A 12,051-nucleotide genomic window follows, 5' to 3' on the forward strand; every position below is an offset into this window, starting at 1 on the left:
AAATAATTAGCAGCAGTATCCACCATAGCCGCCGCCATAGCCACCATAACCGCCGTAACCACAAGAACCGCCGCCTCCGCCGAAGCAGCTAGCACCGATAATGATTAATAAAATAAACAATACGATTAGAAGCGCAAAACCGCCTCCGCAGCCACGTCTACGGTCGCAATCATCATGTCTGTGTTCACACTTTTCGCTCATTACTCTATTCCTCCTTTAGTATCATTCACAACAAGTTCACCTTGCTCTAAATGAGGGGATTCCATTTATATTATGTTTTCAGGGCAAATAGGAAGCTTGGCATTCCTAAAAACGGGCTTGTTTTGAGAAATGGGCTGCAAAAGAAAAAGAAGATACCTTTAATTAGGTACCTTCTTTCTTTTAGTAAATATGTTCAGTTAAAGTGAAAATTAATACGTATATATCCATTCCCTATCTCTCTTGATACGGATTATTTTCATAAAAAAAGAGGGAGTATTCTCCTCCCTCTTCACTTTCTATATATCATAATTAACTACATAATGCTGCATTTCCGTATTGTAGTAGCCTTCACTATATTCAATTACTTCGCCAACTTCATCGTAAGAATAGCGCATACGTTTTAATAATGCTGTCCCCTCTTTTTCACCTAAATATTCCGCAACGAAACTAGGTGCAAATCCAACAGCGAATTCATCTCTGAAGTTTTCTAAATGTATACCTCGGTCCTCGACTAAATCATAAAGCGATTGTAAATCAAAGTCCGATAAGTCTGTACTTGCCATTCGAGCTGAAAAATAGTGTGTATAATGAATGTACGGGGCATCATTTAAAGCGTATAGACGCTCGATTCTGAAACTCTCTTTGCCAAATAAACGAAATGGTACTGATCCCTCTTCATTATGTACTACTTCTGCCTTTAACAATTTCTTTTGTACTTTATATCCTTCTTCCACTAACACTTCAGTAAATTTCTTACCCTTTGAAAGCTTTGTCGCAGAAGTATTACGAATTACCTTCGTTCCTTTACCGCTTTTCTTTTCTAAATATCCTTCTTGAGCGAGTTCTTTAATTGCGTTTCGCACTGTAATTTTACTCACTTTGAACTCTTCTTCTAATTGTGGTTCAGAAGGAATATTTGTATGGATGGCATAAACACCATGTAATATTCGATCCCGAATAATATTTTTAATTTGTAAATATAATGGTCCTTTTTTTCTCGTTACATTCACCGTTACACCCACTACCTTTCTACATCACCTACTGATGCCGTCATTGCCCGAAGTATATCTTTCTCTGATGACATTGGCGTATCACCGACGATTGTATGTGCAAGCATTCCAGCTGCTGACGCAAATGAAACAGCTTTCTCTGGTGCAAACTCTTCTATCTCGCCATGAATAATTCCGCTCGTATAAGCATCTCCAGCACCTATTCTATCATATACAGAAAACGTAAGTGTTTTTGCAAAAGTGAACGTCCCATCTTTACATATGAATCCGCGAAGTGAGTGTGTATTATCGCTATTAATAGAACGATGTGTACCAGCAATTGTAGCGATATGATACATTTCAGCTACCTTTGGAATGAGATCCGTCAGCTGCGCTTCTCGCTCCGTCTCTTCTGTTTTCCTTCCAAGAACGAACATTGCATCTTTTTCATTCATCATAACGATATCAGCAAGGTCCAGCATTTCTTCATAATGTGGTTTCGCCTGTTCATATCCGTCTTCTCCCCAAAGCGATGGACGATAATTGCAATCAAAAACGACAGTACCTCCGTTTTCTTTAACTGCTCTCGCTAAAGATTTCATATGATGGCGCACCGTATCATTCATCGCAAGTGTAATCCCGCAAAAATGAACGACATCAATTTCCTTCGCGATTTCTTCAAATTGGTACATCTCTTCAGATGCTGTGTTGAAACTACTTTCTAAACGATTGGAATACGTAACGCGGCTTGCACGTGCGCCAAATCCATTTTCTAAAAAGTACATGCCAACATATTTACCGCCCCTTGAAATAAACGGTGCCTGAATGCCTAACTTTTGAATATGCGATACCGCAGCATCTCCAACCGAGTTTTCCGGTAAAGTTGAAACAAGAAACCCTTCATGCCCTAAATGAGAAAGGGCCGCTGCAACGTTCACGCCTGTACCTGAAAAAGAATAATTTAGCGTATTAGCTTGCGACAACAATTCATATCCTGGTACTTGCAGGCGCATCATTACTTCGCCGAACGCTGCAATTTTCTTACGCATATTGATCAACTAACTTCTTCACTACCGCTAATAGTTCGCGAACATCTTCTACTTTCGTATTGCCAGTTTCTTTATCAATAATAGAAGAGTACACATGCGGGATAACTTGCTCTACGTTTGCTTCAAGCGCAATACGTACAATTGTTTCAAAGTTCTCTTTATCAATTCCGCCTGTTGGCTCTAATGCGAATCCTTCTTCCGCACAAGCTTTCGCAACTGCGCGATATTCTTCTTCGTGAGCCAAACCTTTCATCGGGAAGTATTTCAATGAATTTCCGCCCATATCACGTACAAGTGCGATCGCTGTTTTAATTGGAACGATCGCCTTTTCTTCTCCAGCCGCACTTATTGGACCAGTAGAAATATTTACGTAACCTACTTTTCCTGTTGGTGATACTAAACTATTAATCCAGCTATCTTTTCCGCCAAGATTTGCGCGCGTTGCTCCAACTGAAGGGAACACTTGGTTAATATGACTACCAGGATAATGCTTCGCAATTTCAGCTACAACCGCCGCTTGACGATTATCTCCAGCACCTAGTCCGATTGATACCGCGTCATCAATTTCTTTTCCGTATGCTTTCATCGCTGTAACTGCTTCTTCTACTGTTGGATAATCTTTTGATAAAACGCCGACTACTACATAACCTTCTGCTGCTTCAAAAATGTCTTTCGCATTTCGGATATTGTTCGCTAATACATTTAATGCTACGCGGCCTTTATAAAAACGTTTTTGAATGTTTGTCATTTTAGTTTCCCCCTACAATTTCTCTCATTTTTTCTTCAATCACATGTATATCATCACTTTGAAGTTGACGTGGATCGATATCAAAGAACCCTTGTCTTACTCCGTAATCACGTGTGTAAATTGCGATTTCCCCTTCGCGTAACGCGGTCACAACATCTTTTGCAGTTTTATTTAATTCGTTCTCGTTAATATGAATACGCGCTCTAAAGATCGATCTTCCAGCTTCATCTTGAACGATTGTTACATTTACACCGTTTAACTCTTTCAGCGGCATAAGTACTTGTAACAATTCTTTTTCTTGTTCACTCTTATCTTCTTTCACTCCGTATTCATCCAGTGCTTGAAGTAAACCGAAAGTCGTCTCTTTCCCAACTTTCATACTTCTTCCGATGCAATGTAATTGTACTTTCAGCCATTCAATATATTTTCGTTTACCGCCGACAATACCCGAAGTAGGACCTTCAATCGCCTTTGAACCGCTATAAATTGCTAGATCTGAATACTTCACATATTTTTGAATGTCTTCTTCAGCTGCCGCATCAACGATAAGTGGTACATTATTTCGCTGTGCAACTTCCCATGCTTCTTCAACAGAAATCATATTTTTTTGCACTGCATGATGGGATTTTACATACAGAATAGCTGCTGTATTTTCACCAATCGCATCTTCAATATGCTCTGCTTTCCCTTCATTTGCGTAACCTACTTCAACGAGCTTACCGCCGCCTAAATAAATCATCGTTTCAACAGGAGCACCGTATTGAACGTTATGACCTTTCAGCATGATCACTTCATTTTTCGCAATAACCTCTTGATGAAGCCGTTCACTTTTACGACGATTTCCTCCTGTCACAATACCAGCGATAGAAAGCGCAATTCCGCTCGATGCTGAGTTCACAACAACTGCTGCCTCTGAATCTAGAATGCTAGCAATATGGTCTCCTGCTTTATCTACTAAATCTGCAATCTCTACATAATTTTGTCCGCCATGTTTCATCGCATCCATGACTGTATTTGTCGGAGCCGATACACCTAAAATACTCATTCTACCGCTCGCATTAATTACACGTTTTAATCCATACTTAGCATTCAATGAATGACCCATTGATTACAACCCCTTTCGTATCAATTCTTCTTTCAGCAATGCGCTGATCCCCTTCTGAATCAATTAACGTAATCGGTTCATCTTTAACCGTAAACAAAGTTAAGTTCGCAATATCCCCTTCTTGAATGCGGCCAAGCTCTGGTTTTTTCAGCCACTCTGCCGCATTTTTCGTAACCGCATCAATCACTTCTTCAAGTGTGTAACCTAAGTAAAGGAATTTCGAAAGAACGTTAGCCATACTATAAACTGGACCGTGTATACGATTCTTCCGGTAAATATCTGTACTAATTGTATTAAGAGCAATGCCGTGACGCTTCGCTGCTTCTGCTACTTTAAAAGAAAAGCTAGCATTGCCATGCCCAACATCTAAGTGAACACCGCGATTCACTGCATCGATTAACACAGGTAGCGGTTTGCCTTCTTCATCAAATAAATTATTTTCTTTCCCGTTTAAGTAATGTGTAATCACATCATCTTTTTCTAAAAGAGGTACAACTTCCTCTATACGTGGAGGCGCTGAACCGATATGTACCATAATCGGTAATGATGTTTCGCGAGATAACGAGCGAGCCACGTGCAGCGGTTCAATTCCGCTATCACAAACGACACTTTTACTCATTCTCGCTTTTAACCCAACGATTACATCTTTATACTTTTCTACTGCATCTATTACTTTCTCTTTATCTATCCATTCCATATTGGATAATTCATCAATTCGTTTCAAACCGATGCGAGAAATATTTAAAAAGGCAAATAAATTCGTTTTTGCCTGCTCTCTACTTAACACTAAATCCGCAATGCGATCAGCTCCGCAGCTTCCCGCATCAACAATTGTCGTTACCCCTTGCTTAACGCCAATTTCATCCACCTCATCGCCATACGGATCAAACTCTGGAAAAGCATGAACGTGCAAATCAATCCATCCACTCGATACGTAAGTACCTGCGTAATCAAGAACCTTTCCACCTTCGCCAGCACCAGCTTTCGTCACCTGTGCGATTTTATTATTTTCAACTACAATGTCAATCTCTTCCCCGTTCACACGTTTCACATTACGTAGCACGAATCGTTCTGTCATTGTATTTCCACCCTTTTCTATAAGAAGCCATAAGAATACGCTTACATTAAAGTTTCATTTTATATCTCTTTCACATATTTAGAGTATCACGAAAAAAAAGAAAAGTAAATATAACGTTATAATGTTTAATGGTAAATAAAAAAACAATCCACACAATGTTGATAGTACAGGAGATTATATCAATGATTCGACAAGGAATATCGATTTACCGACAAAAAACGGCAATCTATTTCTTATATGCCAAAAGACTGACCCAAAACGGACCAGCCTTTTTCTCTATTCTTGAACCGTCACAATAACCCCGTCCATATTGTTCCCCGAAATTTCATATTGCTTATTTACTGGAACATTCACGTTCATACGATCTGAAACTTTATAATAAGAAACCGTATATTTCTTACCTTCAACCTCAGTTGAAACTTCTTTTTCCTCTTTTAAAAAGTCCAAATATTCCTCTAACGTAATCTTCTTTTTTTGCATAATTGCGCTATGTGGTAAGCCTACATAACGGATGTGCCACGGCTCGTATTGAATACCTGTAATATTACTTTTATTTTTCGGATAACGTAACACAAATCCGTGTTTCCATACGTTCTCTTCAATCCATTTTCCTTCAGGAGCTTTCTCCATTTTCTTTTGAGTAGACCCAACGTCCAGTGATAATCCTAAATTATGTTCACTGTATCCTGCTGGGAGTGCATAATCAGATCCCATTTCTTTATATAATTTACTTTGTTCTTTAAAATCTCGATACCCGCTATTCATTAAGAAATGTTGTACTCCATCTTTTCCAGCTGCATCGACAACGTTCAAAAACTTACTCACAACATCCTTTGATAAGCGAAGATTCCTATCAAATATCACATAACCTCTTACTAATTCACTATTGTGATTTACATTTATAATGTCGGACCTAATACTATCTTTTTTAACTGGGTAATCTTTATTAACTAATAATAGATTTCCCTTATAAATCTCTTCTTTTGTAACCTCTACCTTTTCAATATTCGCCGATTTTACCTTATTATCTTTTTCTGCAATTTTAACATCGATATCCTTTTGAAATAATGGTGATATATAAAAGCCTACACAGACTGTACATAATATAAAAAGAGAAATAAATACCCACTTTTTCATTTCTAGTTCCTCCTTAACGTAACTTACGTATAGAATAGAAAAAACTATTAAAATAAAAAGTGGGGTAAAGTTTAAATTTTTATTAAATCGCCTGATTCTCTTCTTTTGGTAATCTCACTTCAAATATCGTTCTAATTACATTACTTTCAGCAGAAATGGTACCGTTATGCTGCTCGACAATATTTTTCGCAATAAATAACCCAAGGCCTGTACTACCTTGCTGCTCTGATCTTGCCTTATCACCTGTATAAAACATATCAAAAAGATACGGTAAATCTTCTTCTGGAATGCTATCTCCGTAATTTATAATTTGTACAACTACCTCTTCACGATCAATATATCCGTTCACATCAACAAACTTTCCATCATACCCATAGCGAATTGCATTCGTTAAAAGATTTTCAAATACTCGTGCTAATAATTTTCCGTCACCATTAATAGGTAAATGCGGATTCATATTCAATCTCGCCTCTAAATCCTTTTTTTCTAATAACGGATACAATTCTTCCTCTAACTGTATAAGTAATTCACTTATATCAATTGGTCTTTTTTCAATTTGCAACATGCCATAATTCATTCTCGTTATTTCAAATAATTCATCAATTAAGCTTTCAAGCCTTTCCGATTTCGTAAAAGCAATTGTGGAAAAGTGTTTAATTTGTTCCTTCGTCAAATTCTCATCTTTAAGAATTAAATCTAAATAACCTAAAACAGATGTTAATGGCGTTCTTAAATCATGAGCTAAGTTAACAATGAGCTGATCCTTACTACTTTCCGCAAAATCTCCTCGTTCAACTGCTTCTTTTAATTTCTCACTCGCTACATTCATTTCGCGGGCGATATATCCAAACTCATCATTTGATGAAACGCGAACTTGATTTGTAAAATCTCCGTTCGCCAAATGATGAATCCCGTTTGAAATCTCATCAAAATACTTTAAATACGGCCTAGTAAGGAAGAAGAAAAACATAATGGACAGAGGGATGAAGATAATTAAAAAGAAATTAATATCCCCAATTTGTCTTACCATTGAACGCAATTGAGCTAAAGGATCCTCATAACGAACTACTAATTTATAATAGATCCGTAATCCTTCATAAAGTAAATACGTTACGCCAGCAGCTAATATCATACTTAACGCAAATAGCATAACCATCTTCGATCGAAAGCTTCTCATCTTTTTAGCCATTGAAAGTATACCCTACTCCCCACACTGTTTTTATTAACTTATTCTTTCTTTTATCTTCTCCAAGTTTTTTCCGCAAAGTACGGATATGTACCATAACTGTATTTCCACTTTCGTAATACCCTTCAGCCCACACTTGCTGAAAAATATTTTCCACACTGTACACTTTCTTCGGATGACTTGCTAATAAATATAAAATATCAAATTCTTTTGGTGTTAATTCAATTGGCTCTCCGTACACATTTACTGTTCTTCGCTCAGGATCAATAGCGACTCCGCCAATTTCTAAAGCAGATTTATTCTCCGCTACTTTCGGTTGATTTAACGTAAGAAATCGGCGTAATTGTGCATTTACACGTGCGACTAATTCAATCGGTGTGAAAGGCTTCGTCATATAATCATCTGCGCCTAGCACAAGACCTGTCACCTTATCAAAATCAGATGTTTTCGCACTTAAGAAAATGATTGGCATGTGGTGCTTGCCGCGAATCTGCCTCGTCACTTCATATCCATCCATTTTCGGCATCATAATATCTAAAACCACTAAGTCGATTGGTTGAGTTTGAATAATATGCATGGCTTCTTCTCCATCAGCTGCTTTAACGACGTGGTAACCCTCTTTTTCTAAATGTATCTCAATTAAATCAGCAATTTCCGCTTCATCATCAGCTATTAAAATTGAAATGTGCTTCATTTTAGTCCCCCTACCTCATTCCGTTTTCATACGCTCGATTATACTGTGATAGTAAATGAAATTATATCGGCGATTTTCCAAATATATCGACCACAACTTGAATTATATCGGCGATTTTTCAATTATATCGACCGTAACTCGAATTATATCAGCGATTTTTCAATTATATCGACTTACCGACAATTAACGACAAAATCCTCCCGCTATTTGCGGGCATCCTGATTAAAGGTTCAATTTACCTCTCCAAAACAATCCGCTGCTTCGTGATTTCCGCCAATCTTCCGCGGTCTACTTCATACTCAGCTTCAACGCTTTGCGGTACAATTACTTTCCCGCCCTCAAGCATCACTTCCGGCGAAATAATATCCCTCTCCCAATGCCTATTAGAAGCAGATATATCTCCAGGAATCGTAAAGTTCGGCAATGAAGCAAGCGCAACGTTTTGCGCTCGTGAAATCCCCATTTCCACCATACCGCCGCACCAAACCGGGATATTATGCTCCATACAATAATTATGGATTTGAATGGATTCTGTTAATCCGCCCACTCGCCCCGGTTTAATATTAACGATTTGGCAACTGCCAAGCGTAATCGCAACACGTGCGTCTTCTAAACTATGGATGCTTTCATCTAAACAAATCGGTGTTTCAATTTTCTTTTGCAACTGTGCATGATCAAGAAAATCATAATCCGCTAACGGTTGTTCAATCATCATAAGTTGGAATTCATCTAGTCGTTTCAACTTCTCCGTATCCGCTAATGTATAAGCTGAATTTGCATCAGCCATTAACGGGATATGCGGAAACTCTTTGCGAATTTCTTTCAGTAATTCGTAATCATGTTCTGGCTTTATTTTCACTTTAAAGCGCTCGTATCCTTCTTGCGCGTACTTCTCGAGTTGTTTTAACATAACCGGAATCGTATTGATCCCAATCACAACGCCGACTTCAATTTCAGTCCTAGTTCCACCAAGTAATGTCGCTAATGACTGCTTTTGACGCTTCGCATATAAATCCCAAACAGCACCTTCAATTCCGGCCTTTGCCATTCGGTTTCTCTTTATATGTTGGAACAAAGACGGTACTTCATTCGGATGAGAGATTTCAGCTTTCAATAAATCTGATAATAAAAAATCCTGAAGTACATGTAGCGCTGTCTTCACCGTTTCTTCCGTATACCAAGGCTCAGAAAACGCAACGACTTCCCCAAAACCAACATATCCATCCGTATCTTCTAATTCAATGACGATACTTTCACGTTTTTCGTAAGTTCCGTAACTTGCGGTAAATGGGATAACGAGCGGCATTTCCGTTATATAAAGTGTTGCCTTTTTTATTTCCACCTACATCTCCTCCACTAATTGTCTTAACTCTCGTCTTAACAATTTCTTCGAAGCATTTCGTGGTAATTCCTCTAAGAAACACGCTTTCTTCGGCACTTTATATTTCGCTAATTTCTCTTCGCAAAAACGAAGAATTTCTTCTTCTGTTACCGCCCCGCTTTTTACAACAAAAGCAGCTGGTACTTGGCCCCAACTTTCGTCCTTCATACCGACAACACCCGCTTCCACTACCGCTGGATGAGAGAGCAATACTTCTTCAATTTGAGCTGGATATATATTTTCCCCGCCAGAAATAATTAAATCACTGCGGCGATCTAATACGTATAAAAATCCTTCCTCATCTAAATAACCGAGGTCGCCAGTATGAAGCCAACCATTTCTGATCGCCTCACGCGTCGCATCTTCACGGTTAAAGTAGCCACCTGTTACGTTCGGTCCTTTTACAACAATTTCACCTTCAGCACGGGGCGGCACTACTACGCCGTCTTTTTCAATACGAAGTTGGCATTGAAATAGAGGTTTTCCAGCTGATCCTACTTTCGTTAACATATAATCTGCTGATAACGTACAAATTTGCGACGACGTTTCTGTCATACCGTACGTTTGATACACAGGAATTCCTTTTTCCACACACGTTTCTAATAACGGCTTCGGCGCTGGTCCTCCGCCAAGTAACATGCATCGTAAAGAAGATGGATATGTTACTTCTCCAAGTCGTTCTAATAAATCTGTTAGCATTTTAGAAACGACAGAAATAATCGTAACGCCTCTCGTTTGAAGTGCTTTATGAATAAAATTAGCATCATATTTCGGAACGAGTAAAATGCGCATACCATACATAATATTTTTCATTAAAAGAGATAGCCCGCCAACATGGAACATTGGCATACAAGCTAACCAACAATCATCTTCGCGAAGCCCTAAATTAAGCGCGGAACCGACTGCACTTGCCCAGTGATTACCGTACGTTAAAATAACGCCTTTCGGTTTCCCTGTCGTCCCTGACGTATAAATAATTGTCATCGCTTCTTCTAAAGAGAATTCTTCTTGTATAGATGCTTCCGCCTTCGGTCCATTCATCACTTCAGCAAATGAATATACGGGAACATCCTTAGCCCCAAAATCTTGATCCGTCACTAAACAAACAACTTCAGCATCATCCATTTGCCAAAGTAGCTCTTCTCTTGAAAGACGCGTATTTAAAAGCACAGCTACTGCACCTACGTAAGATAAGGCGTGAATAACTGTAATCATCTCCATACCATTTTTCATCAGAACAGCCACCTTTTGCGCCCGCTTCACTCCTACATGTGAAAGTTGTTCACAAACAGATACTACTTTTTCATGCAGCTGCATAAAAGTAACCTTTTCATCCTCTATTTCAATTGCAGTGCGATCTGGTGTTAAAAATGCACGTTGCATTAACCAATTCGGCATCGTCTCCATTATTCATTCTCCTTTCATGAAAGAAAGAGACTTGATATGAAATCAAGTCTCTTAGTTGTTTTGTTTCCGGTTTGATCTTCGGCTACAGCGGCTAGAACAGTCGGTCGTTTCACGCCTTCCTACGAGGCAAAAAGCGCCTCTACGTCAGGAGTTCCAACGCCCTCTTGTTCTAAGCGAGCCGCTTCCGCTTTTGATCACGGGAAACGAGGGAATTGACCGAAGTCCGGAGTACGTTTTTCTTTGAACGCGTCGCGGCCTTCTTTTGCTTCGTCAGTTGTGTAGTACAATAACGTTGCGTCTCCAGCTAGTTGTTGAATACCAGCTAAACCGTCTGTGTCTGCGTTGAATGCAGCTTTTAGGAAACGAAGTGCCATTGGGCTGTTTGCTAAAATTTCTTGTGACCATTGTACTGTTTCTGCTTCAAGTTGCTCTAATGGTACAACTGTGTTTACTAAGCCCATATCAAGCGCTTCTTGTGCACTATATTGACGGCATAGGTACCAAATTTCACGAGCTTTCTTATGGCCTACCATACGAGCTAAATAACCAGCTCCGTATCCACCATCAAAGCTTCCTACTTTAGGACCTGTTTGTCCGAATACAGCGTTGTCTGCAGCGATTGTTAAGTCACATACGATATGAAGTACGTGTCCACCACCGATTGCATAACCTGCTACCATTGCGATAACTGGTTTAGGGATTGCGCGAATTAGACGTTGTAAGTCCAATACGTTTAAACGTGGGATTTGGTCGTCACCTACATATCCACCATGACCGCGAACTTTTTGGTCGCCGCCAGAACAGAATGCACGTCCACCTTCACCTGTTAAAATGATAACGCCAACATTTGCATCATCACGAGCGTGCGCAAAAGCATTGATTAACTCCATTACCGTTTTAGGACGGAATGCATTATGTACTTCAGGGCGGTTAATCGAAATCTTTGCGATGCCATTGTATGTTGAATAAATAATATCTTCGTAATTGCCTTCTTTTACCCATTCAATAGTCATTACTATTACCTCCTTTTATATTTCTGATCTCCTCTATAAGTGCAACTTCCTTCTTGCTGAAAA

General features: G+C 39.0%; 12 protein-coding genes. All 12 read right to left on the bottom strand.

Annotated elements, in window-relative coordinates; all coding sequences use genetic code 11:
* Nucleotides 1-6 precede the first annotated feature (6 nt).
* The 12 genes from V7038_RS03320 to menB all read right to left on the bottom strand — a co-directional run bounded on the left by V7038_RS03320 (nucleotide 7) and on the right by menB (nucleotide 11,988).
* Complete coding sequence (locus V7038_RS03320) at nucleotides 7-201, bottom strand: YjcZ family sporulation protein (protein WP_002112522.1); 195 nt, start codon at nucleotides 199-201, stop codon at nucleotides 7-9.
* 296 nt (nucleotides 202-497) lie between these two features.
* Nucleotides 498-1,223: a GntR family transcriptional regulator gene (locus V7038_RS03325; protein WP_002112523.1), complete on the bottom strand. Its 726-nt coding sequence runs from the start codon at nucleotides 1,221-1,223 to the stop codon at nucleotides 498-500.
* Nucleotides 1,223-2,239, bottom strand: coding sequence for a sugar kinase (locus V7038_RS03330; RefSeq protein ID WP_335469136.1), 1,017 nt, complete (start codon nucleotides 2,237-2,239; stop codon nucleotides 1,223-1,225). Before V7038_RS03330 ends, V7038_RS03325 begins: the two co-directional genes overlap by 1 nt.
* Nucleotides 2,232-2,987, bottom strand: coding sequence for a 2-dehydro-3-deoxy-phosphogluconate aldolase (gene dagF / locus V7038_RS03335; RefSeq protein WP_002112525.1), 756 nt, complete (start codon nucleotides 2,985-2,987; stop codon nucleotides 2,232-2,234). The genes V7038_RS03330 and dagF overlap by 8 nt, the downstream gene beginning before the upstream one ends.
* 1 nt (nucleotide 2,988) lies before the next feature.
* Nucleotides 2,989-4,092, bottom strand: a complete 1,104-nt coding sequence (locus V7038_RS03340) for a DgaE family pyridoxal phosphate-dependent ammonia lyase (protein ID WP_335469139.1) — start codon at nucleotides 4,090-4,092, stop codon at nucleotides 2,989-2,991.
* Nucleotides 4,070-5,170, bottom strand: a complete 1,101-nt coding sequence (locus V7038_RS03345) for an amidohydrolase/deacetylase family metallohydrolase (protein WP_335469142.1) — start codon at nucleotides 5,168-5,170, stop codon at nucleotides 4,070-4,072. Before V7038_RS03345 ends, V7038_RS03340 begins: the two co-directional genes overlap by 23 nt.
* 276 nt (nucleotides 5,171-5,446) lie before the next feature.
* On the bottom strand, nucleotides 5,447-6,307 hold the full coding sequence (locus V7038_RS03350; RefSeq protein WP_002112532.1) for a D-Ala-D-Ala carboxypeptidase VanY: 861 nt from the start codon (nucleotides 6,305-6,307) through the stop codon (nucleotides 5,447-5,449).
* A gap of 82 nt (nucleotides 6,308-6,389) precedes the next feature.
* Entirely contained in the window at nucleotides 6,390-7,496 is a 1,107-nt protein-coding gene (locus tag V7038_RS03355) for a sensor histidine kinase (protein ID WP_335469145.1), read from the bottom strand.
* Entirely contained in the window at nucleotides 7,489-8,187 is a 699-nt protein-coding gene (locus V7038_RS03360) for a response regulator transcription factor (RefSeq protein ID WP_002112536.1), read from the bottom strand. The genes V7038_RS03355 and V7038_RS03360 overlap by 8 nt, the downstream gene beginning before the upstream one ends.
* A 235-nt stretch (nucleotides 8,188-8,422) precedes the next feature.
* Nucleotides 8,423-9,529: an o-succinylbenzoate synthase gene (gene menC, locus V7038_RS03365; RefSeq protein ID WP_335469147.1), complete on the bottom strand. Its 1,107-nt coding sequence runs from the start codon at nucleotides 9,527-9,529 to the stop codon at nucleotides 8,423-8,425.
* The gene (locus V7038_RS03370; protein WP_335469150.1) at nucleotides 9,530-10,975 is read right to left on the bottom strand and encodes an o-succinylbenzoate--CoA ligase; all 1,446 of its coding nucleotides are present in this window, start codon (nucleotides 10,973-10,975) and stop codon (nucleotides 9,530-9,532) included. It lies immediately after the preceding gene.
* A gap of 194 nt (nucleotides 10,976-11,169) precedes the next feature.
* Entirely contained in the window at nucleotides 11,170-11,988 is an 819-nt protein-coding gene (menB, locus tag V7038_RS03375; protein ID WP_002112539.1) for a 1,4-dihydroxy-2-naphthoyl-CoA synthase, read from the bottom strand.
* Nucleotides 11,989-12,051: the final 63 nt, after the last annotated feature.

It is taken from the genome of Bacillus sp. JJ783, assembly GCF_036963225.1.
GTDB classification, from domain to species: Bacteria; Bacillota; Bacilli; order Bacillales; family Bacillaceae_G; genus Bacillus_A; species Bacillus_A cereus_U.

Excerpts from the sequence above, each read along its gene's own strand:
- V7038_RS03320 (WP_002112522.1), bottom strand. The coding sequence starts at position 201 with ATGAGCGAAAAGTGTGAACACAGACATGATGATTGCGACCGTAGACGT.
- V7038_RS03330 (WP_335469136.1), bottom strand. The coding sequence starts at position 2,239 with ATGCGTAAGAAAATTGCAGCGTTCGGCGAAGTAATGATGCGCCTGCAA.
- dagF (WP_002112525.1), bottom strand. The coding sequence starts at position 2,987 with ATGACAAACATTCAAAAACGTTTTTATAAAGGCCGCGTAGCATTAAAT.
- V7038_RS03340 (WP_335469139.1), bottom strand. The coding sequence starts at position 4,092 with ATGGGTCATTCATTGAATGCTAAGTATGGATTAAAACGTGTAATTAAT.
- V7038_RS03345 (WP_335469142.1), bottom strand. The coding sequence starts at position 5,170 with ATGACAGAACGATTCGTGCTACGTAATGTGAAACGTGTGAACGGGGAA.
- V7038_RS03350 (WP_002112532.1), bottom strand. The coding sequence starts at position 6,307 with ATGAAAAAGTGGGTATTTATTTCTCTTTTTATATTATGTACAGTCTGT.
- V7038_RS03355 (WP_335469145.1), bottom strand. The coding sequence starts at position 7,496 with ATGGCTAAAAAGATGAGAAGCTTTCGATCGAAGATGGTTATGCTATTT.
- V7038_RS03360 (WP_002112536.1), bottom strand. The coding sequence starts at position 8,187 with ATGAAGCACATTTCAATTTTAATAGCTGATGATGAAGCGGAAATTGCT.
- V7038_RS03370 (WP_335469150.1), bottom strand. The coding sequence starts at position 10,975 with ATGGAGACGATGCCGAATTGGTTAATGCAACGTGCATTTTTAACACCA.
- menB (WP_002112539.1), bottom strand. The coding sequence starts at position 11,988 with ATGACTATTGAATGGGTAAAAGAAGGCAATTACGAAGATATTATTTAT.